The 19,471-nt window shown below is 69.6% G+C and carries 19 protein-coding genes; 11 read left to right on the top strand and 8 right to left on the bottom strand.

Features of this window, described 5'->3' with window-relative positions:
• Positions 1-13: 13 nt before the first annotated feature.
• Entirely contained in the window at positions 14-1,738 is a 1,725-nt protein-coding gene (locus tag AC07FA_RS06660) for a PASTA domain-containing protein (RefSeq protein WP_479073611.1), read from the bottom strand.
• 172 nt (positions 1,739-1,910) lie between these two features.
• On the opposite strand from AC07FA_RS06660, the gene AC07FA_RS06655 reads away from it, so the two are divergent.
• Positions 1,911-2,987: an RICIN domain-containing protein gene (locus AC07FA_RS06655; protein ID WP_479073610.1), complete on the top strand. Its 1,077-nt coding sequence runs from the start codon at positions 1,911-1,913 to the stop codon at positions 2,985-2,987.
• 39 nt (positions 2,988-3,026) lie between these two features.
• On the opposite strand, the gene AC07FA_RS06650 is transcribed toward AC07FA_RS06655, so the two are convergent.
• On the bottom strand, positions 3,027-3,599 hold the full coding sequence (locus tag AC07FA_RS06650) for a GNAT family N-acetyltransferase (protein ID WP_479073609.1): 573 nt from the start codon (positions 3,597-3,599) through the stop codon (positions 3,027-3,029).
• 47 nt (positions 3,600-3,646) lie between these two features.
• On the bottom strand, positions 3,647-4,672 hold the full coding sequence (locus AC07FA_RS06645; RefSeq protein ID WP_479073608.1) for a YihY/virulence factor BrkB family protein: 1,026 nt from the start codon (positions 4,670-4,672) through the stop codon (positions 3,647-3,649).
• Between the two features lie 290 nt (positions 4,673-4,962).
• On the opposite strand from AC07FA_RS06645, the gene AC07FA_RS06640 reads away from it, so the two are divergent.
• The 3 genes from AC07FA_RS06640 to AC07FA_RS06630 all read left to right on the top strand — a co-directional run bounded on the left by AC07FA_RS06640 (position 4,963) and on the right by AC07FA_RS06630 (position 8,071).
• Positions 4,963-5,685: an IclR family transcriptional regulator gene (locus AC07FA_RS06640; protein ID WP_479073607.1), complete on the top strand. Its 723-nt coding sequence runs from the start codon at positions 4,963-4,965 to the stop codon at positions 5,683-5,685.
• Positions 5,686-5,863: 178 nt separating this feature from the next.
• The gene (locus tag AC07FA_RS06635; protein ID WP_479073606.1) at positions 5,864-6,328 is read left to right on the top strand and encodes a hypothetical protein; all 465 of its coding nucleotides are present in this window, start codon (positions 5,864-5,866) and stop codon (positions 6,326-6,328) included.
• Positions 6,329-6,568: 240 nt separating this feature from the next.
• On the top strand, positions 6,569-8,071 hold the full coding sequence (locus AC07FA_RS06630; protein ID WP_479073605.1) for a glycoside hydrolase family 6 protein: 1,503 nt from the start codon (positions 6,569-6,571) through the stop codon (positions 8,069-8,071).
• Between the two features lie 136 nt (positions 8,072-8,207).
• Here the strand turns inward: AC07FA_RS06630 and AC07FA_RS06625 are convergent, their stop codons facing one another.
• Complete coding sequence (locus AC07FA_RS06625; RefSeq protein WP_479073604.1) at positions 8,208-8,573, bottom strand: winged helix-turn-helix transcriptional regulator; 366 nt, start codon at positions 8,571-8,573, stop codon at positions 8,208-8,210.
• A gap of 72 nt (positions 8,574-8,645) precedes the next feature.
• Here AC07FA_RS06625 and AC07FA_RS06620 point away from each other — a divergent pair, with 72 nt between their 5' ends.
• Positions 8,646-9,287 (top strand): NADPH-dependent F420 reductase, encoded by a 642-nt coding sequence (locus AC07FA_RS06620; RefSeq protein WP_479074244.1) that lies wholly within the window; start codon positions 8,646-8,648, stop codon positions 9,285-9,287.
• Between the two features lie 66 nt (positions 9,288-9,353).
• Here the strand turns inward: AC07FA_RS06620 and AC07FA_RS06615 are convergent, their stop codons facing one another.
• Both AC07FA_RS06615 and AC07FA_RS06610 read right to left on the bottom strand, forming a co-directional pair.
• Complete coding sequence (locus AC07FA_RS06615) at positions 9,354-11,750, bottom strand: ATP-binding cassette domain-containing protein (protein WP_479073603.1); 2,397 nt, start codon at positions 11,748-11,750, stop codon at positions 9,354-9,356.
• A gap of 108 nt (positions 11,751-11,858) precedes the next feature.
• Complete coding sequence (locus AC07FA_RS06610) at positions 11,859-12,215, bottom strand: VOC family protein (RefSeq protein WP_479073602.1); 357 nt, start codon at positions 12,213-12,215, stop codon at positions 11,859-11,861.
• 213 nt (positions 12,216-12,428) lie between these two features.
• On the opposite strand from AC07FA_RS06610, the gene AC07FA_RS06605 reads away from it, so the two are divergent.
• Together AC07FA_RS06605 and AC07FA_RS06600 are read left to right on the top strand one after the other, a co-directional pair.
• Positions 12,429-12,698 (top strand): hypothetical protein, encoded by a 270-nt coding sequence (locus AC07FA_RS06605; RefSeq protein WP_479073601.1) that lies wholly within the window; start codon positions 12,429-12,431, stop codon positions 12,696-12,698.
• A gap of 117 nt (positions 12,699-12,815) precedes the next feature.
• Positions 12,816-13,001 carry a DUF6381 family protein gene (locus tag AC07FA_RS06600; protein ID WP_479073600.1) on the top strand — a complete coding sequence of 62 codons (186 nt, stop codon included), beginning with the start codon at positions 12,816-12,818 and terminating at the stop codon, positions 12,999-13,001.
• Between the two features lie 70 nt (positions 13,002-13,071).
• Here the strand turns inward: AC07FA_RS06600 and AC07FA_RS06595 are convergent, their stop codons facing one another.
• Both AC07FA_RS06595 and AC07FA_RS06590 read right to left on the bottom strand, forming a co-directional pair.
• A complete protein-coding gene (locus AC07FA_RS06595) occupies positions 13,072-14,697 on the bottom strand; it encodes a flavin monoamine oxidase family protein (RefSeq protein ID WP_479073599.1) in 1,626 nt (541 codons plus the stop codon).
• A gap of 9 nt (positions 14,698-14,706) precedes the next feature.
• Positions 14,707-16,215: an APC family permease gene (locus AC07FA_RS06590; RefSeq protein WP_479073598.1), complete on the bottom strand. Its 1,509-nt coding sequence runs from the start codon at positions 16,213-16,215 to the stop codon at positions 14,707-14,709.
• A gap of 278 nt (positions 16,216-16,493) precedes the next feature.
• On the opposite strand from AC07FA_RS06590, the gene AC07FA_RS06585 reads away from it, so the two are divergent.
• The 4 genes from AC07FA_RS06585 to AC07FA_RS06570 all read left to right on the top strand — a co-directional run bounded on the left by AC07FA_RS06585 (position 16,494) and on the right by AC07FA_RS06570 (position 19,470).
• On the top strand, positions 16,494-17,060 hold the full coding sequence (locus AC07FA_RS06585) for a dihydrofolate reductase family protein (RefSeq protein WP_479073597.1): 567 nt from the start codon (positions 16,494-16,496) through the stop codon (positions 17,058-17,060).
• A gap of 111 nt (positions 17,061-17,171) precedes the next feature.
• The gene (locus AC07FA_RS06580) at positions 17,172-17,849 is read left to right on the top strand and encodes an ABC transporter permease (protein WP_479073596.1); all 678 of its coding nucleotides are present in this window, start codon (positions 17,172-17,174) and stop codon (positions 17,847-17,849) included.
• Positions 17,846-18,523, top strand: a complete 678-nt coding sequence (locus tag AC07FA_RS06575; RefSeq protein ID WP_479073595.1) for an ABC transporter permease — start codon at positions 17,846-17,848, stop codon at positions 18,521-18,523. Before AC07FA_RS06580 ends, AC07FA_RS06575 begins: the two co-directional genes overlap by 4 nt.
• Positions 18,520-19,470, top strand: coding sequence for an ABC transporter substrate-binding protein (locus AC07FA_RS06570; RefSeq protein WP_479073594.1), 951 nt, complete (start codon positions 18,520-18,522; stop codon positions 19,468-19,470). The genes AC07FA_RS06575 and AC07FA_RS06570 overlap by 4 nt, the downstream gene beginning before the upstream one ends.
• The last annotated feature ends 1 nt before the right edge of the window (position 19,471 follow it).

Here is a 19,471-nt window from a genome sequence, read left to right as displayed (position 1 = left end):
CGGCGGCTGCGCGTCACCCCGAGTTGTACCCCCACCTGGCCTGGCCGTCCTTGCCCATGAAGCACTTCGCGGGCCGCCCGTCGGAAGTCGTCGCGGTGCCGCCGACGGGGGAGCAGAACTGCCCGAACCCGACACCCGCGGTGCCGCCGGCGCTGCTGCCCGAGCTGCCGGAACCGCCGCCGCTGGAGCCGCCGGTGGTGGTGCTTCCGCCGGTGCTGCCCCCCGTGGTGGTGCTGCCCCCACTGGTCGTGCCTCCTGTGGTGCTGCCTCCAGAGGAGGTGCCGTAGGACGGCTTCGGCTTCGGCTTTGGTTTCGGTTTCGGCTCAGGTGTGGGCTTCGGCTTCGGGCTGGGTTCGGTGCAGGGGTCGTCGGGACCGATCAGCCACAGGTCGACCCGGGTGTGGGCCGAGACCTCGGTGTCGGGCTCCGGCTGCTGGCGACAGACCTGCCAGTCGGCCGGGTCGCGCGAGGTGCCGTCCAGACGCTTGCCGGTGTGGGCGTGGAAGGCGACCGCGCGATCGAGGCCGAGGTCCTCAAGAGCGCGCGAGGCGTCGTCGTACCACTCGCCGATGAGGTCCGGCATGACGACGCGGCGCGGACCGAGCAGCCGCGTCGGGCATTCCTCCCGGTCCGGGACCGCGTACAGGGTCAGCATCCTGGCCGACGGGCGGACCGTCCGGTCGCGGTCGGGAGTCTGGAAGCAGACCCGCCAGCCCCGCTCGGTGGGCTTCAGCGGCCGGAAGGCGGAGGAGGCGTCCATGGCCGAGACCTTCAGCCACGGGTGCGCCTCGGCCTCCGTCACGGCGGCGGTGAGAGAGGTCCCGGCGAAGTCGGGGACGGTCAGGGTGTGTTCCGTGTGGACCTGTGCCACGGCGTCGTCTCCGCCGGGGTCCGAGGCCAGGCCGCCGAGGACTATCGCGGCCACGCCGGTGGACATCAGCACGGGATGCCGGCGTATCCAGGTGGCCAACCGCATCCCGCGACCGGGACGCAGGGGGGACGCGGAAGGCAGGAGTTCCCCCATGGACTGGAGGAGTTCTCCCTTCGGGTCGAGCTTCGATCCGTCCAGCTTGTGCGGCTTCCCGTCGACGAGGATCTCGACGGCGTCGAACAGTCCGTACCTGCGGCGGAGTATCGGCAGGGGGCCAGGCACCCGGGTCACCTCGGGCGCCGCCCAGAGATTGCGCAGGAGGACGAGACCGTGCCCGGTGAGCGCCGCATGGCCCCAGCCGTCGCGGTAGAGCGCCCGGACTGCTTCACCGGGCTTCAGCTCTTCCAGGAGCGCCTTCTTGTGGGCGTCGGGCAGGGAGACGCTCTCGCCGGCGGCGACCGTGGCCGTACGTGAGTCCTTGGCCAGGAGGTCGGGCGCCAGCGTCCCGGCAGACAGGAGGAGTTGGCCGGACGTGTCGAGCTGCGAGCCCCACAGGCTCACGCTCCGCCCTTCCGCCGACACGTCCACGAGCTGCCGGACGCCGTGCGCGGGGCGCAGGATCGTCAGGGGCCTCGGAACGCGTGTGGCCTGCGGAGCGGACCCGCCGCCCACGAGGATGAGGGCGCTCTCGGTGAGCGCGGCGTACCCCAGCCCCTGGTGGTAGAGGGCGAGCACCTTCTCCCGGGCTCGGAGGGTACGGAGAAGAGCCTGCGCCCCGGCGGTCGGGAGCGCGAGGGTCTCGTGGGTCGCCACCCTTGTGGTGCGGGAGTCGTTCCGCAGGAGGCGCTGCGCGGCGGTGTCGGACATGCGGGGATGTTAACGGCCGGTGATCTTGGTCCGGACACCAGTACGGCACTTTCCGAGGGCCGCACACGGTCGCGCACGGCTGAAAAGAGTTGACCGGAAACCGGCGTATCAGGCCAGGTCGTTTACCGCTCTAGGCGTACGTAGTCCGGTCCGCCCCATCGAAGGAGAACCCGTGCGTTCGAGAAGCAAGCTGTCGGCTCTGGCCGCCGTATGTGTGAGCGCCCTGACGGTCGGTGGTCTTGCCCAGCCCGCGGTGGCGGACGGCACGTACGACCCCATCACGGACAACTGCAACGCCGCGAGCGCCGTGACACCGGGCTCGTACGGCACCGGAAGCCTGACGTGGTGCATCCTGGCGGCGCAGCAGAGCGGCCAGACGAAGAGGCTGGCCCGGGAGGCCTTCGTCAAGGGGCTCCTCGACATGCTGACGAACCACACCGGCGGCTACTACAACATCATGATCTTCGACATCAAGGGCAAGAACGCCTTCGGCGATCCGTGGTTCGTCAACCGCTACCAGCAGAACCTTCAGGACGTGGCGTTCCAGACGGACGTGGAGTACCACGACGAGACCTCGCGCGAGGACCAGACCTACCGGATCTGGGTCTTCTCCGGCGGCGGCAGCTTCACCAACGAGGGCGACGGAGGCTGGGGCAACTGGGCCTTCTACGGCCTGTGGGACCGCGCCGGCTCCACCGTGAACTTCCGCCCCACCGAGGTGCCGACGGTCCCCGGGGTGCCCAAGGGCGAGACTCCGGGCCCCGGGGACACGCCCATCACACCGGGTGTTCCCGCCAACCCGGGCCCCCGCCCCGGATACCGCTCCGACACGGCGGCCACCACGCCCACCGGCTCGGGCCGGCCGCCGGTGGGGGTTCCTGTGTACCTGAAGACCGTCAACAACCTGGGAGCCGTCGCGACGAACGCCGCCTCCGGTTCGACGGTGGTCGCCGGAAAGCTGGGCGCCGCGAACGCGCAGTGGACCTTCAAGGAGACGGACGGCGGCCGTTACGAGATCACCAACGGCCTGGGGCCGGACCTCACGGAGAACACGAGCACCTACTTCGCGAACATCGCCTCGTGGAAGGCGAGTTCGCTGCAGAAGTGGGAGGTGGTCAACCTCGGGGGCGACGCGTACCAGATCCGGATCAGTGATCAGGACTGCCTGACCTACGACGAGGACTACAAGAAGCTCGGCGTGTGGACGTGCGACGGGTCCGGGGCCCAGCGGTGGGTGATCGCCCGCTGAGCGACGCGGCACGCATCGCCCCTCCGGCGACGATCCGTGTCAGCGCAGGTCGAGCCGCATCAGGACGCGGGGGTGGCCGGCCAGCACCGAGGTGGTGTCGGCGGCGTGGGTGAATCCGGCGCGTTCGAAGTTCTTCCGGATTCCGGCGTACGCCATCGTCATGTCGACCTTGGCGTCGCCGTTGTCCAGGGGATACGCCTCGACCGCCGGTGCGCCGTGGGTACGGGCGAAGCCGACGGCGCCCGCGATGAGGGCGTGCGAGATCCCCTGTTTGCGATGCCCGGGGCGTACGCGGATGCACCACAGCGACCAGACGGGCAGGTCGTCGACGTGCGGGATCTTGCGGCTGCGCGCGAAGGAGGTGTCCGCACGCGGTGCGACGGCGGCCCATCCGACCGGCTCGTCACCGTCGTAGGCGAGCACTCCGGGCGGAGGCCGCGTACGGCACAGCTCCGCGACGTACTCACCTCGGGCCGGGCCCCGGAGCTCGTTGTTGAGCTTGGACGGGATGCGGTAGCTCAGGCACCAGCAGACGTTGGCCCCGGGCGACTTCGGGCCGAGCAGCGCACGGACGTCCCCGAAGTCCGCAGCCGGGCGTACGTCGATGGTCATGCCACCACGATGCCACGATGTATGACCTCAAGGGTGATACCGCGCGCTCACCGGCCGCCTTCCTCGTCGTCCTGGTCTCGTTCGGGCCCCGGCTCGGCGGTGCCCATGGCCCTATGGTCCTCGTCCGTCCATTTCCGGGTGTCGCGCGGTTCGACGTACGGCTCTTCGTCGGTGGGGTGGCCGGTGATGACCGCTCGTTCGCGTGCCATCTCCGCGTCGAACTCCAGGCCCAGCAGGATCGCCAGATTCGTGATCCACAGCCAGACCAGGAAGATGATGACGCCCGCGAGGGTGCCGTACGTCTTGTTGTAGGAGCCGAAGTTCGCCACGTAGAAGGCGAAGGCGGCCGAGGCGACCAGCCAGATCAGCAGGGCCAGCAGGCTTCCCAGCGAGACGAATCTGAAGCCGCGGTCCTTCGCGTTGGGCGCCGCCCAGTACAGGATCGCGAGCATGATGGCCACCAGCACCACGAGGAGGGGCCACTTGGCGATGGACCAGACGGTCATGGCCGTGTCGTCGACGCCCAGCGCCGTGCCGATCTGACGGGCGATGCCGCCCGAGAGCACCACGATCAGCGCGCTGACGCAGGCGAGGATCATCAGGACGAGGGTCAGGCCGACGCGTACGGGCAGTACCTTCCAGGCGGGGCGCCCTTCGGGAATGTCGTAGACGACGTTGGAGGTGCGGATGAACGCGGCGATGTATCCGGAAGCGGACCACAGCGCGACGAGCAGGCCGACGATCGCCAGGACGGAGCTGGTGCCGCCGCTGGACTGCAACTGCGTCACCGCGTTGGTGATCACGTCACGGGCCGCGCCGGGGGCCAGCTTCTGAATGTTGTCCAGCACGGTCCGGGTGGCGGATTCGCCCGCGATGCCCAGCAGCGCCACGAGGACCAGCAGGGCCGGGAACAGCGCCAGGATGCCGTAGTAGGTCAGACCGGCCGCCCGGTCGGTGAGTTCGTCCCGCTTGAACTCCTTGACCGTGCGTTTCAGCACCTTCATCCATGATGCTTTGGGGAGCTCGGTCGGCGAGTGGGGCGGCTCGCCCTTGCCGGGCTGTTGCACTGACATCACGACTCACCTGCCATCGGCATCTGGCCATGTCTGATCACGTCGCCCAGGTCGGGCACTCCTTTCCATGATGACCATCTTGATGACATGCGCCACATGAAATCACCACGACCGAAACCCTGGCCCCGGAGCCGGGTGCGAGGAAGACGGGCACCAGCCGGGCGGCGGGACCTGTGCCGTGGCTCACGTTTTGTGTGCGCCCGCTGGGCGCCGGGTTGAGCGTCGGGCATGCTCGCCCTGCGGCCGTGCCCGGAGGGGACACGGTCAGGGGGATGCATCCGGGGGGATACATGTCACAGGTGGATGAGACGCGCTCTGCCACGCCCGCACGCGGCCGAGGCGTGCTCGAAGGCGCGTTCGCGCTGCTGGACGCGCTGCGGCGGTGCGGTGGCGAGGCAGGACTGAGCGAGATCGCCGTGGAGTGCGGATTACCCAAGGGCAGTGCGCACCGGCTGCTCGATCAGCTGTTGCTCGTGGGCGCGGTGGAGCGGCGCGGCAGCCGCTACCGTGTCGGCTCCCAGCTCTACCGCCTGGGCCAGGCATGGCAGCCGTACCCCGGTTTACGGGTGGCGGCCCGCCACCCACTGCACCGGCTGCGCGCGGCCACGGGAGCCAGTGCGCTGCTGACGGTGCTCCACGACGGCCGGGCCCTCACCGTCGCCTCCGTACCGGGGGAGGCGGAACCGTTGGTGCCGGTCAGGAACGGGATGAGCTTCCTGCTGGACACGGCAGCAGGACACGTCCTGAGCGCACGAGGTGCCGGCCGCGCCGCCGGGCGTCTGCCGGGGGCGGTCCTGGAGCGCGGTGAGGTGATGGACGGCATCTGCTGCGCTGCGCTGCCGGTCCGCTCGCCGGACAACCGGACCGTGGCCGCGGTGGCGGTGATGGTCCTGTCCGCCCACCGGTTGCAGCGGGCGGCCCAGGAGGCGGTGCAGGCGGGCGCCGCCATCACCGCGGCGCTCGGGCGGGCGGCGGCCGCCTCACGTGATCTGCCCGCCGTCCTCCACTACTGACGTACGCGAGAGGCCTCCGGACCAGATGCCGGCCGGGACGTGACGGTGTTCGCCGCCGAGTTTCCACCGGGACGGTTCCGGTCAGCGGAACGCGCGTAGAACGGCCGGGGGCCGGCACGGCAGTCTGTAGCCAAGCCGGTCGGGGGACCGGCTGAATCTACCCGAATCGGGGGACAACATGACCGTCAGAAGCCTCACCCGCCTCGCCCTTGCGGCGACTCTCGGCCTCAGCTCGCTGGTGGGGGCCGCGGGCGCCGCACACGCCGACCCGGTCGACTACGTGCAGATCCAGCTGGTCGACCTTCGCTGCGGTGACGAGAGCGAGGGAGACCACGACGAGGCGTACCTGAACATCGCCGCGGGCGGGCAGCCGGTCAAGCTGTGGCCGGCGAGCGCCAAGTACCAGACCATGGGCACGGGTTACGTGCGCACGCTCACCGAGAGCAACAACAACTACATGCTCATTCTCGGCAAGCAGGAGAGCCGCACGCTCTCGCTGTGGGACTACGACAGCACGAGCGGTGACGACCAGATGGGTTCCGTGAACATCACGGGCAACGAGTTCGGCGCCGAGACGCAGTACCGGGTGCTCCAGGGCTCGGGCGGCGTCTACACCATCGCCTACCGGGTCATCGACATCTGATCCCGTCCGCCCGCACTGAACGGCCCGCCCGGTCCCCGACGGACCTGGCGGGCCGGATCGCGTTGTGCCGTCTGCTCCTGCTTTTAGGACATCTGCTTTTAGGACATCTATTCGAGAAATTGGATCATTCTCTCCGCTCGCGGGCGCTTCGTTGCGTAATCTGCACCGCGCGATCCATAAGCCGAGTTCGTTGTCCACGTCATGATTTCCGCATGTGCGCGTACTCAAGGAAGGCAGAGAATGAGACACGTTTTCCGACCGATCACCGCGATAGCCGCACCGGCCGTCGCGGCGGCCCTGCTCGTGGGCCCCGCCCCGACCGCCGTCGCCGGTGCGGAGCAGCCCCTGTACGGCGAGTTGGTGCAGAACGGCACCTTCGACTCGCTCACCGCTCCCTGGTGGGGTGCGGCGAAGGCCCCCATCGCCTCCGTCAACGGGGCGATGCGCATCACTGTCACCGGCACAGGGGCAGGGGGCAACCCCTGGGACGCGGTGGTGGGCCAGAACAACATCAACCTGCGTCAGGGAGCTACGTACACGCTCTCGTTCGACGCGAAGGCGTCCGTGCCGGGGACCATCAAGTCGACGGTTCAGCTGGGCACCGAGCCGTATCCGACGTCGCTGGACAAGAGCGTCAACCTGACCACGAGTACCCAGCGCTTCAGCTGGACGTTCACCTCTACGCTCCAGACGGGTGACGGCCACGTCGACTTCCAGGTGGGCGGGCTGCCCGACAAGAGCGTCATCACGATGGACAACGTCTCGCTGACCACGTCCACCGCACGCGAGGGCTTCTACACCGACCCGGCGAACAACGCGACGAAGTGGGCCCAGACGACCACGGACCCCCGCGCCGCGAAGATCAGGTCAGCGATCGGCGACAACAACACCGCGAAGTGGTTCGGCAACTGGGACGCCGACGGCAATGCGAACACCGGTATCCAGGCCGAGGTCGGCAACTACGTCGGTGCGGCCGCGGCCAAGGGCAAGCTGCCGGTGCTGGTGGCGTACAACATCCCCGGCCGAGACTGCGGTGGCGCCTCCTCGGGCGGTTCGCAGGACGCCGCGCGCTACAAGGAGTGGATCGACGCGTTCGCCCAGGGCATCGCCGGGCGCCCGGCCGTCGTGATCCTGGAGCCCGACGCGGTCGCCCAGTCGTCCGACCCCGGCTGCATCTCGGGCGAGGCGCTCGAAGCCCGTTTCGACATGCTCTGGTACGCCAACCAGCACCTGGCGGCCCAGGGCCCCTTGACGCGTACGTACCTCGACGCGGGTAACGCGACCTGGACCCTGGGGCCGGACTTCAACGACAACGGAGGCATCGGCCTGAAGCGGATGGCCTACCTGCTGAATCGTTCCGGCGTCTCCATGGCCAGGGGTGTGTCGATCGGTGTCTCCAACTTCGACGCCACCGACATCTCCAACCAGTACGGCGCCCGGCTGGCCACGCAGATCAAGAACGACTTCGGCGTCGACACCCGCTGGGTCATCGACACCGCCCGTAACGGCAACGGCGGGTACGTCACCCCCGGAGTTCCCTCCAGCGGTCACGTCGGGTTCTGCAATCCTCCCGGCCGCAAGCTGGGCGTGACGTCCCGCGCGGGCACGGGCGGCGCCGAGTACCTCCTGTGGATCAAGAATCCGGGTGACTCCGACGGCGACTCCCCGCAGTGCCCGGCAGGTTCCCCGCCGGCCGGCTCCTTCTCGCCGGACCTGGCGGAGGCGCTCATCGACGGTCGCTGACGACCGGCGGCTGACGACCGGCCACCGATGGGCGGCCGCAGCTGACGACCGACCGCTGAGCCGCCCCCCGGCGGCTCAGCGGCGGATCGTGAAGTCCCACTGGTGAGGCGGGACGTGGCCGACTTCAGCCCCGGCATCAGTCGGCCGGCGGCCCCTCCTCCCGGGCCCGGGCCGCCATCACCTCGTCCCCGTACTCGAAGGCCCACGCCCCGAACGCGTCGATCGGCCCCAGCAGGGTCCGGCCCAGTTCGGTGAGCCCGTACTCGACATGCGGCGGCGAACCCGGGTGGGCATGGCGTTCCACCAGCCCGTTCAGCTGGAGCCGACGCAGCGTCTCGGTCAGCACCTTGGGGCTGATTCCGCCGATCCGCTCACGCAGCTCGCCGGGACGTGCTGAACGGTCGCGGAGTGCCCAGATCACCACCGCGTTCCACGTGTTGGCGAGCAGGTCGAACGCGAGTCGGGCGCGGCAGTCGGCGAGAAAGCCCTGATCAGTGGTCACTTACCGAATGGTGCCGCAGCCGCTGCCTAGTGTCGTGCCGAATTCGTTGGTACGAGTGGGGAGTTCAGCATGATGAGCATCGGGATCGTCGGCACCGGCAGCATGGCGGAGGCGCTGGGCGGGCAGTGGGCGCGGGCCGGTCACGACGTACTGGTCGGCGGGCGGGACATGAGCCGGGCGGCCGCCCTCGCCGAGCGTCTGGGCGCCAGGGCGGGAAGCCTGCGGGACGCCGCCGAGCACGGCGTGGACGCGGTGCTGCTGGCCGTGCCGTACGCGGCCGCGCAGCCGGTGGTGTCCGGCCTCGCCGACGTCCTCGCGGACCGGACACTGATCGACTGCACCAATCCGGTGGCCCAGGGCTTCGTCCTGACGACCCAGGGCGGGCCGTCGGCCGCCGAACGCATCGCCGCCGCGGCACCCGGCACACGCGTCGTCAAGGCGTTCAACCTCTGCCACGAGAGCGTGTGGCGCAGGAACCCGCCGGTGTTCGACGGCCGCCCCCTCGCGGTTCCGCTCTGCGGTGACGACGTACGGGCCCTCGACACCGTACGCACTCTGGTACGCGATCTGGGGTGCCTGCCCCTCAACGGCGGAGGGCTCGAACGGGCGGCCCTGCTGGAGGCGACCGCCGCGTTCCTGATCGGTCTGTGGGTGGGGGAGGGGGCGGACGCCCAGGCGATCGCCCCGCCCGTCGAGTACGCGGGTATGGGTTAGGGCCTGCCCAGGTCTCCCCGCCCCGGCCGAGGACCGGGGCAGGGGGGCGGGGCAGGGACGTCCGGGTCAGGCGCCGACGTACGTCGCGAGGTACTCGCCGGTGAGCGTGGAGCGGGCCGCCACCAGGTCGGCGGGCGTGCCCTCGAAGACGATCTGCCCGCCGTCGTGGCCGGCGCCCGGGCCCAGGTCGATGATCCAGTCGGCGTGCGCCATGACCGCCTGGTGGTGCTCGACGACGATGACCGACTTGCCGGAGTCGACGAGCCGGTCGAGCAGACCGAGCAACTGCTCGACGTCCGCGAGGTGGAGGCCGGTGGTCGGCTCGTCGAGGACGTACACCCCGGCCTTCTCGGCCATGTGGGTGGCCAGCTTGAGCCGCTGCCGCTCGCCGCCGGACAGCGTGGTGAGCGGCTGGCCGAGACTGATGTAGCCGAGGCCCACGTCGGCGAGGCGCTCCAGGACGCGGTGCGCGGCAGGCGTGCGTGCCTCGCCCGCGGCGAAGAACTCCTCGGCCTCGCTCACCGACATCGCGAGCACCTCACTGATGTCCCGGCCGCCGAAGCGGTATTCCAGGACCGAGGCCTCGAACCGCTTGCCCCCGCACTCCTCGCAGACGGTGGCGACGCCGGCCATCATCGCCAGGTCGGTGTAGATGACACCGGCGCCGTTGCACGTCGGGCAGGCACCCTCGGAGTTGGCGCTGAACAGCGCGGGCTTCACGCCGTTGGCCTTCGCGAACGCCTTGCGGATCGGGTCGAGCAGTCCGGTGTACGTCGCCGGGTTGCTCCGTCGCGAGCCCTTGATCGCTCCCTGGTCGACCGAGACGACATCCGCCCCCACGGGGATCGACCCGTGGATCAACGAGCTCTTGCCGGAGCCCGCCACGCCCGTGACCACGCAGAGCACTCCGAGGGGGATGTCGACGTCCACGTCGCGCAGGTTGTTCCGCGTCGCGCCGCGGATCTCCAGCGCTCCGGTGGGCTTGCGCACGCTCTCCTTCAGGGAGGCCCGGTCGTCGAAGTGGCGGCCGGTGACGGTACCGCCGGTCCGCAGGCCCTCGACGGTGCCCTCGAAGCAGACGGTTCCGCCCGCCGTACCGGCACCGGGGCCGAGGTCCACGACGTGGTCGGCGATCGCGATCGTCTCCGGCTTGTGCTCCACGACCAGCACCGTGTTGCCCTTGTCCCGCAGGCGCAGCAGCAGGTTGTTCATCCGCTGGATGTCATGGGGGTGCATGCCGGTGGTGGGCTCGTCGAAGACATAGGTGGTGTCGGTGAGCGAGGAGCCGAGATGACGGATCATCTTGACGCGCTGCGCCTCGCCGCCCGACAGCGTGCCCGAAGGCCGTTCGAGCGCGAGGTAGCCGAGGCCGATCTCCACGAACGAGTCGAGTGTCCCCCGGAGCGCGGTGAGCAGCGGCGCGACCGACGGTTCGTCGAGGCCGCGGACCCATTCCGCGAGGTCGCTGATCTGCATCGCGCAGGCGTCGGCGATGCTGATCCTGCCGATCTTCGACGACCGGGCCGCCTCGCTGAGCCGGGTGCCGCCGCAGTCGGGGCACTCCGTGAAGGTGACCGCCCGGTCCACGAACGCCCGGATATGCGGCTGCATCGCCTCCCGGTCCTTGGAGAGGAACGACTTCTGGATCTTGGGGATCAGTCCCTCGTACGTGAGGTTGACGCCCTCGACCTTCACCTTGGTCGGTTCACGGTAGAGGAAGTCCTGCATCTCCTTCTTGGTGAACTTGCTGATCGGCTTGTCCGGGTCGAGGAAGCCCGACTCGGCGTAGGTCCGCACGGTCCAGAAGCTGTCCGACTTCCAGCCCGGGATGGTGAACGCGCCCTCGGCGATCGACTTGGAGTCGTCGTAGAGCTGGGAGAGGTCGATGTCGGAGACAGTGCCCCGGCCTTCGCAGCGCGTACACATGCCGCCGGTGCGGGTGAAGGTCACCTTCTCCGTCTTGGTCTTGCCGGCCCCCCGGTCGACCGTGAAACCACCGCTCGCCCGGACCGAGGCGACGTTGAACGAGAACGCGTTGGGCGATCCGATGTGCGGCTTCCCGAGGCGGCTGAAGAGGATCCGCAGCATCGCGTTGGCGTCGGTGGCGGTGCCGACGGTGGAGCGGGGGTCGGTGCCCAGCCGCTGCTGGTCGACGATGATCGCGGTCGTCAGGCCGTCGAGTACGTCGACCTCGGGCCGCGCCAGCGTCGGCATGAAGCCCTGCACGAAGGCGCTGTAGGTCTCATTGATCAGTCGCTGCGACTCCGCGGCGACCGTGCCGAACACAAGAGAGCTCTTGCCCGAGCCGGAGACGCCGGTGAACACCGTCAGCCTGCGCTTCGGGATCTCGACGCTGACGTCCTTGAGATTGTTCACGCGCGCGCCGTGCACACGGATCAGATCGTGGCTGTCGGCAGCGTGCGGCGCAGGCGACTGCGTGCTGGTTCTCTTGGCCGTGCTCATCGTGTCTCCATCTGTTACGCGGGGCCGCTCGCGGTGCCCGCGGGCGGCCCAGACTCGGTCCGGCAGGCTCCGGACCCTATAACTCCCGTGCGCCGGCACGCTGGGGATTCAGTGGTCCTGAAGCAGCCCGAGTACGTTTCCGTCGGGGTCGGTGACGGTGGCCACCAGGCGGCCGCCTCCCACGTCGTGGGCCTTCTCCCGCACGGTGGCACCCGCGGCGGTCACCTCGGCCAGCTTCGCCTCGATGTCCGGAACGTGCCAGTAGGTCACCGGAGAGGTCGTGCCCTGCGGCCCGCCGGCCGGTACCAGCCCGATGTGCTGGCCTGCCGCCTCGAAGCCGACGTAGTAGGACTCGTCGGTCTGCGGCGGAACGCCGAGCAGGGCGGTGTACACCTCCTTGGCCGCCGCCAGATCGGAGACGGGGTGGAGCACGGTCTTGATTCCCTGGGTGGCAGAGCCGGTCATGGTCACTCCTGTGGTCGTGGGTGGGCGAATCGTGCTGGCCGTGTCCGTCACGCTAGCCGTGGCCCGGGGGTCGCGCTTCTCGATTCCTGACCGGTCCTGTCACCCGGTTGGCGAGGTGTGCGGGACCCGCGTCATCGCGCGCGCCGCGTGGCGCCGGCAGGCGCGTGCTCCGGCAGACGGGCCGTTGTCAGTGCCCGGTGGAATGCTGTCCGCATGGACGAGCTCATGCGGCAGCGCCGGGTCTACGGCGCCGACCACGACGACCCGGACCCCGGCCCGAAGCCGGGGCACGACTACCGGGAGCTGGTCGGCGGCCCTCTCGACGGCCTGCTCCTGGACGTGACCGGGTGGACCGACGCGGCGCTGTGCGAGGGGGCGGCGCTGATCACGGAGATCGGCGCGTACGGTCCCGGCGGGCGGGCCGAGTACAGGAGCAGACAGGCCGACCCGTCGAAGTGGGACTGGTGCGGCGACACCCGCTGACCCGAGGGCCCGCGGAGCTTTCCGGGCCGTTCGCCGGATGGCTGGGGAGCCCGCGGTGAGAGAAAATCGGGGCACGGTGAACGAGATTCTTCCGAGTGCCGAGGATGGGTGATGATCATGGCTGACGAGATCGGCAACCGAGTCCATCAGATGCGCGAGAAGGCCGAGCAGCTTTCCAAGGCGGCCGAGGACGCGCCGGACGACAAGGAGAGCCGTCGGCTCAAGGAGAAGGCCGCCCGGCTCCGCAGCCAGAGCGAACAGCTGGGCTCGATGGCCGCGGGCGACGTCTACCCGAGCGACTAGAGCCTCCCGGCCGTGAGCGGCTGCCGGTTCACGGCAGGGGTCCGGCCCCTGCCGCGAACCGGGACGCCCGTCACCCGGTGAGCTTGCCGATCACCTGCCTCGCGGCGCGCTCGCCCTCGGTCGCGCCGCCCTCCATGAACCCCTGGAAGTCGTAGCTGCAGTGCTCGCCGCCGATGTGGATGTTGCCCTGCGGCGTCCCCTCGTAGCCCGCGTAGCGGTGCAGATAGCCGACGGGCCAGTAGGAGTACGCGCCCAGGGCGTACGGGTTGCGGTGCCAGGCCGACAGCTGTGCCTTGCCGGTCCAGGCCGCCTTCGTACCGGGGAAGAACGCGTCGATGCCGGTGAGACGGCGTACGGCGAGGTCACGGACGTACGGGTCGGATTCGGTGGCGAAGGGGGTGGCGGGAGCCAGCTCCCTGGCCAGTCGGCCGCTGCCGTACTGGATGAGGATGCCGCCGCTGCCGGGCTGGACCTTGGTGGTGTCCCAGGTCTGCTGGACGTCGCTGTCCGTGAAGCAGTCACCCGCGCTGACGCCGTGCCAGGGGCCTGTGCCGCGCCACGGCCGGGAGCCGAACTGCATGTTGAGCTTGGTGCAGTTGCCCATGCGGGCGTCACGGAGCAGATTCGTCATGCGTGGGTCGAAGCCGGCCGCCGACCGGTCGAGCCCCTGGAGCACGGGCAGCGGGACACACAGGATCGTGTGGTCGGCGACGACGGTCGTCACCGTGCCGGCGTCCGTGAACGTGAGGGTCTGGGTGCCGTTGCTGTTCGCGCGCAGAGCCGTCAGCTGCTTGCCCATGCGCAGGGTGCCGGCGGGCAGTGCCCGCGCGATGGCGTTCGGGAGTTGATCGTTGCCGCCCCTGATGTGGTAGCGCTCGTTGGAGAGCCCCCAGATGTTGAACTTGCCCGGATTGGTCTGGTAGCCCATGAGCAGGACCAGGGCGAGCGCGGACTGTTCGGTGGTGTCCGCGCCGTACTCGACGTTGTAGGCGACGTCCATGAAGCGGCCGAGCGGGGAGGCGTGGCCTCCGGGGACGCGCGAGTCGATCCACTCGTGGATCGACATGGTGTCGAGCGCGGTCCCGACGGGGGTGGTCTGGTTCCACTGCACCTCGCCCGCTTCCTGCAGATCGCGGTGCAGTGCCTGGTAGACCGCCTTGAAGTCCTCGTCGGCCTGGCTCCGCGGGTAGTAGGTCCCGTTGAACCAGAGGATCTCCTCGGCGCCGTTCGGGCCGCCGCCGAGGAAGTCCTCGGTGGCCAGGCCGAACCGGCGGCAGAGTTCGAGGATCTTCTTGTGGCTGGTGTCGATCAGCTCGCCACCGATCTCCGAGGTCTGGCCGTTGGCCCAGTGGTCGCGCTGCGTCCACATGCGTCCGCCGACCCGGTCCCGATTCGCCTCGTACAGCGTGCAGTTCAGACCGGCGTCCTGGAGCGTCAGCGCGGCGGTGAGTCCGGCTATGCCCGCGCCGACCACGGCGATGACCGGGGCCCCACCGCCCGTCACCGCCTGTGCGGCGGCAGGCCGGGTGGTGAGCCCGGCGCCCAGGGCCGTGCCCAGCCCGAGCGCCGCGGCCCGGCCGAGCAGTTGGCGACGGGTCGAGCCGCGGACATCGGCGACGGGCATGCGCAGCCTGCGGGCGGCGGCATGCTCAGCGGCGAGCCGGCGTAGTGCGTGCATCGTGTGCGTACGGGACACGGGTACTCCTCAGACGGTCGCGGTTGCCTGGTCGGGTTCGGTGTCGCTGCGCTCGGTCGCGTCGTCGAGGACGATGCGGCCGATGATCTCGTAACGCTCCGGCTGTCGGGCCTTGAGGTAGAAGCCGAGTCCGAGTCCGCCGAGGAAGACCACGCCGACGATCCACGGGATCAGCTCGAAGAAGAAGGACTCGGCGGCGAGCCCGGCCGCCGTCTTCATGTTCAGGACGAGCAGGACGACCACGGCGATCATGCCGATGCCGCCCAGCAACGGCGCCGTGAACGTCCGGAACCAGTGACGGTCCTCCGGGTGGTTCTTGCGGAAGTAGCCGATCACCGCGAAGGAGCAGAGGGTCTGGACGATGAGGATCGCCATCGTGCCGAGGATCGCGAGCAGCGTGTAGAGGTGGATGTACGGGTCCTCGCCCGCCAGCCAGAACGCGCAGACGAGCAGGGTGGCGATGCCGGTCTGGACGTAGGAGGCGATGTACGGAGAGCCGTGGGCGCGGTGGGTCCGGCCGAGCGCGGGGTGCAGGAAGCCCTCACGGCCGATGGCGTAGAGGTAGCGCGAGGCGCACTGGTGGAAGGCCATGCCGCAGGCGAACGACCCGGTCAGCAGCAGCCATTGGAAGGCGTCGACGGCCCACGGGCCGATGAAGGACTCGGTGGGGTTGAAGAACAGATCGAGCGGCGAGGCGGACGAGGACACCGTGACGGAGCCTTCGAGACCGTTTCCGGCGATCGTCATCCAGGAGACGTAGATGTAGAAGAGGCCGACGCCGACGACGGAGATGAGGGTCGCCCGGGGGATGACCCGCTTCGGATCGCGGGACTCCTCGCCGTACATCGCGGTCGACTCGAAGCCCACCCAGGACCAGAAGGCGAAGAAGAGACCGAGCCCGGCGGAGGTGCCGGTGAAGGCGTTGACCGGGTTCAGCGGCTCGACCGGGATACCGTCCGGGCCGCCGCCCGCGAGCAGGACGGCCGTGGCGACGGCGAAGAGCACCGCGATCTCGCCGACGAGCATGACGCCGAGGGCTTTGGCCGTGATGTTGATGTCGAAGTACGCCAGCACGCCGGTCAGAGCGAGCATCGCGACGGCGTAGACGATCCACGGGATGTCGATGCCGAGCTGGTCGGCGACGGTCGTCTGGCCGAAGTACGCGAAGATACCGACGATCGAGGCCTCGAACACGATGTACGCCAGGACCGCCAGCATGCCGGACGCCAGCCCCGCGATCCGGCCGAGGCCGTGCGAGATGTACCCGTAGAAGGCGCCGGCCGCCGTGATGCGCTTCGCCATGGCGACGTATCCGACCGAGAAGACGGTCAGCACCACGGTCGCGAAGAGATATCCGGCCGGGGCGCCCGTGCCGTTGCCGAACCCGACGGCGATGGGCAGATTTCCGGTCATCGCCGTGATGGGGGCGGCCGTGGCCACCGCCATGAAGACCACGCCGACCAGCCCGACCGAATTCGCTTTGAGCCGTTGGACCTCATGTGTGGGTTTGTCTGACATGGCGCACCCTCTCTCATCCTTCGCGGTCCCGTTGGTCCGGGGGCGACAGTCTCGGCCGGGGTGACCTGCGCCACAACCGACACGCGGTCACTCAAATGCCGCGCTGGGGCGACGAGTTGTCGGGGCGGAGGGCCCGCCGGTGTGGTCTGTAACCGCAGGGTGATGTCCAGGGAACATGCGGATGTGCTGTCTCGGGGCCGGACGGCGTCGGCGTGGTGTGCGGGGCGCGGGGGCGGACCCCGCCACCATGACGCTGAAGCCTCCGAAGGAGAGATGCCATGAGGAAGATCATTCTGATGATGTCGGTGTCCGTCGACGGATTCATCGAGGGCCCCGGCCGTGAGCTCGACTGGCACCTGGTAGACGACGAACTGCACCAGCACTTCAACGACGAGCTCAGGACGATGAGCGCGTTCCTGGACGGACGGGTCACGCACGAGCTCATGGCGGACTTCTGGCCGACCGCCGACGCCGACCCCGCGGCTGCCGGTCCGATGGCGGAGTTCGCCCGGATCTGGCGGGAGATGCCGAAGATCGTCTTCTCCAGGACCCTGGAGAGCACGGAGTGGAACACCACCGTGAAGCGGGAGGTGGTGGCCGAGGAGATCCTGGCTCTGAAGGAACAGCCGGGCGGAGACATGGCGCTCGGCGGGGCGAACCTCGCCGCGACGTTCATGCGCGAGGATCTGATCGACGAGTACCGCCTGTACGTTCACCCCGTCATCCTCGGCCGGGGCACGCGCCTGTTCCCCGAGGCGGAGAGCAGGACGGCGCTCACCCCGGCCGGGAGTCACATCTTCGGCAACGGGGTGGTCCTTCTCCGCTACACGAGGAACGCGGCATGAGCAACGCGTCATGAGGAACGCGTCACGAGGGGCGCACCGCCATGAGGGGCGTGCGCCACGAACAGACGATCACGACGCGCGGTCCCCCCGTCCCCGGGCTGCAATGGACCCGTGACCGCGCCTCCCGACGACTGCCTCGCGCGCAACGAGTGGATCTGCGGCGACTATCTGTCCAGCCGCAGTGAGATCCTCTGGGACGCGAGTGTCCAGCACGTCCAGCTGACCGTCGTCTCCGTGCTCATCGGACTCGCCCTCGCCCTGCCGCTCGCCCTCGCCGCCCGCCGTCTGCGCTGGGCGGCCGGGCCGGTCCTCGCCCTGACGACGATTCTGTACACGGTGCCCTCGCTCGCGATGTTCTCGCTGCTGCTTCCGGTGTACGGGCTCTCCGCCGCGCTCGTCGTCGCCGGGCTCGTCCTCTACTCCCTGACCCTCCTCGTACGCAATATCCTCGCCGGGCTGCGAGCCGTGCCCGAGGAGACCCGGCAGGCCGCGCGCGGCATGGGATACGGCCCCGTGCGGCTCCTCCTCACCGTGGAACTCCCGCTCGCCCTGCCCGCCGCCATGGCCGGGCTGCGCATCGCCACCGTCTCGGCGGTCTCCTTGGTCACGGTCGGGGCGATCGTCGGCCACGGAGGGCTCGGCAACCTCATCTACTCCGGGATGAACACCTACTTCAAGGCCCAGGTGCTGACCGCATCCGTGCTCTGCGTGGTCATCGCCGTCGCCGCCGACCTGCTGCTCCTGGGCGCGCAACGGCTCCTGACGCCATGGACGCGGGCCCGCTCATGACCACGCTCTCCGAGTCCTGGACCTGGCTCACCACCTCGTCCCACTGGGCCGGCGCCGACGGCGTCTGGCACCGGCTGGGGGAGCACCTCTACCTCACCGTCGTCTGCCTGCTGATCAGCTGTCTGATCGCCCTGCCGGTCGCACTGGTCCTCGGCCACCTGGGCAAGGGCGGAGCACTCGCCGTCAACATCTCCAACATCGGCAGGGCCGTCCCCACCTTCGCCGTCCTGGTGCTGCTGCTCCTGACACCGATCGGTACGTACGGGCAGTGGTCCACCATCATCGCGCTGGTGCTCTTCGCCATCCCCCCGCTCCTCACCAACGCCTACGTGGGTATGCGCGAGGTGGACCCCGATGTCGTACGGGCCGCCCGGGGAATGGGCATGACGGGCCGCCAGATGCTGCTGCGGGTGGAACTCCCCCTCGCGCTGCCGCTCCTGCTCACCGGCGTGCGCATCGCCGCCGTGCAGCTCGTCGCCACCGCCACTCTCGCCGCGCTCGCCGGAGGCGGCGGGCTCGGCCGGATCATCACCGCGGGTTTCAACCTGGCCTCCACCCCCCAGGTCGTGGCGGGGGCCGTCCTCGTCGCCGTGTTCGCCCTCCTCGTCGAGGGCCTCTTCGAACTGGGCCTGCGTCTCGCCCCCGGCCGGACCCGCGAGCGGGCGGCGGCATGACGTCTCCCCGTACGGCCGCCGCGCTTCTCCTGCTGCTGGCCACCACCGCCTGCGCCACCGGTCCCAGCCTGGAGAACCAGGGCGACGTGACCATGCCGCCCGGCGACAGCAAGGAGCTCACCATCGGCTCGGCGGGCTTCACCGAGAGCGACCTCCTCGCCCAGATGTACGCACTCCTGCTGGACCGGGCCGGATACTCCACCGAGATCATCTCGGTCACCAACCGGGAGATCTACGAACCCGCCCTGGAGAACGGCCAGATCGACGTCGTGCCCGAGTACGCCGCCACCTTCGCCGACTGGCTCAACGCCAAGGCCAACGGCGCCGACGCACGGCCCGTCGGCTCACCCGACCTCGGCACCACGATGAAGGCGCTGCGCGCCCTCGCCGCGCCCCGCGGCCTCCTCGTGCTCGACCCGGGCCGGGCCGTCGACCAGAACGCCTTTGCCGTCGCCTCCTCGTACGCCGCGAAGCACCACCTCAAGACGCTCAGCGACCTGGGCAGGTCCAGGCTCCCCGTACGGCTGGCGGCGGGCGACGAATGCGTACAGCGTCCCTACTGCGCCCCTGGGCTCAAGAAGACCTACGGCATCGACATCACCGCCGTCGACCCCAAGGGGGTCGGCACCACCCAGGCCAAACAGGCCGTCCAGAGCGGACAGGACCAACTGGTGCTGACCACCACCACCGACGCCACCCTCGACGACTTCGGCCTCGTGCTCCTCGCCGACGACAAGCACCTCCAGAACGCCGACCACCTCGTCCCCGTCGTCAACCGTTCACGGGCGGGCAGCACCGGCGTCCGCGACGGCCTCGGCGCCCTGAACACGGTCCTGACCACCGCCGACCTGGCCCGGATGAACGAACAGGTGGACAGCTGGCGCAGGCTGCCCGAGGACGTCGCGCGGAACTACCTGGAGTCCAAAAGACTCATCCCGCGCGACTGAC

This window comes from Streptomyces sp. NPDC045968 (assembly GCF_056430475.1).
This window is presented reverse-complemented; position numbering and strand designations above follow the sequence as displayed.

Excerpts from the sequence above, each read along its gene's own strand:
- AC07FA_RS06635 (WP_479073606.1), top strand. The coding sequence starts at position 5,864 with ATGACCGTCAGAAGCCTCACCCGCCTCGCCCTTGCGGCGACTCTCGGC.
- AC07FA_RS06660 (WP_479073611.1), bottom strand. The coding sequence starts at position 1,738 with ATGTCCGACACCGCCGCGCAGCGCCTCCTGCGGAACGACTCCCGCACC.
- AC07FA_RS06605 (WP_479073601.1), top strand. The coding sequence starts at position 12,429 with ATGGACGAGCTCATGCGGCAGCGCCGGGTCTACGGCGCCGACCACGAC.
- AC07FA_RS06650 (WP_479073609.1), bottom strand. The coding sequence starts at position 3,599 with ATGACCATCGACGTACGCCCGGCTGCGGACTTCGGGGACGTCCGTGCG.
- AC07FA_RS06600 (WP_479073600.1), top strand. The coding sequence starts at position 12,816 with ATGGCTGACGAGATCGGCAACCGAGTCCATCAGATGCGCGAGAAGGCC.
- AC07FA_RS06610 (WP_479073602.1), bottom strand. The coding sequence starts at position 12,215 with ATGACCGGCTCTGCCACCCAGGGAATCAAGACCGTGCTCCACCCCGTC.
- AC07FA_RS06570 (WP_479073594.1), top strand. The coding sequence starts at position 18,520 with ATGACGTCTCCCCGTACGGCCGCCGCGCTTCTCCTGCTGCTGGCCACC.
- AC07FA_RS06585 (WP_479073597.1), top strand. The coding sequence starts at position 16,494 with ATGAGGAAGATCATTCTGATGATGTCGGTGTCCGTCGACGGATTCATC.
- AC07FA_RS06630 (WP_479073605.1), top strand. The coding sequence starts at position 6,569 with ATGAGACACGTTTTCCGACCGATCACCGCGATAGCCGCACCGGCCGTC.
- AC07FA_RS06640 (WP_479073607.1), top strand. The coding sequence starts at position 4,963 with ATGTCACAGGTGGATGAGACGCGCTCTGCCACGCCCGCACGCGGCCGA.
- AC07FA_RS06615 (WP_479073603.1), bottom strand. The coding sequence starts at position 11,750 with ATGAGCACGGCCAAGAGAACCAGCACGCAGTCGCCTGCGCCGCACGCT.
- AC07FA_RS06620 (WP_479074244.1), top strand. The coding sequence starts at position 8,646 with ATGAGCATCGGGATCGTCGGCACCGGCAGCATGGCGGAGGCGCTGGGC.
- AC07FA_RS06590 (WP_479073598.1), bottom strand. The coding sequence starts at position 16,215 with ATGTCAGACAAACCCACACATGAGGTCCAACGGCTCAAAGCGAATTCG.
- AC07FA_RS06645 (WP_479073608.1), bottom strand. The coding sequence starts at position 4,672 with ATGTCAGTGCAACAGCCCGGCAAGGGCGAGCCGCCCCACTCGCCGACC.
- AC07FA_RS06575 (WP_479073595.1), top strand. The coding sequence starts at position 17,846 with ATGACCACGCTCTCCGAGTCCTGGACCTGGCTCACCACCTCGTCCCAC.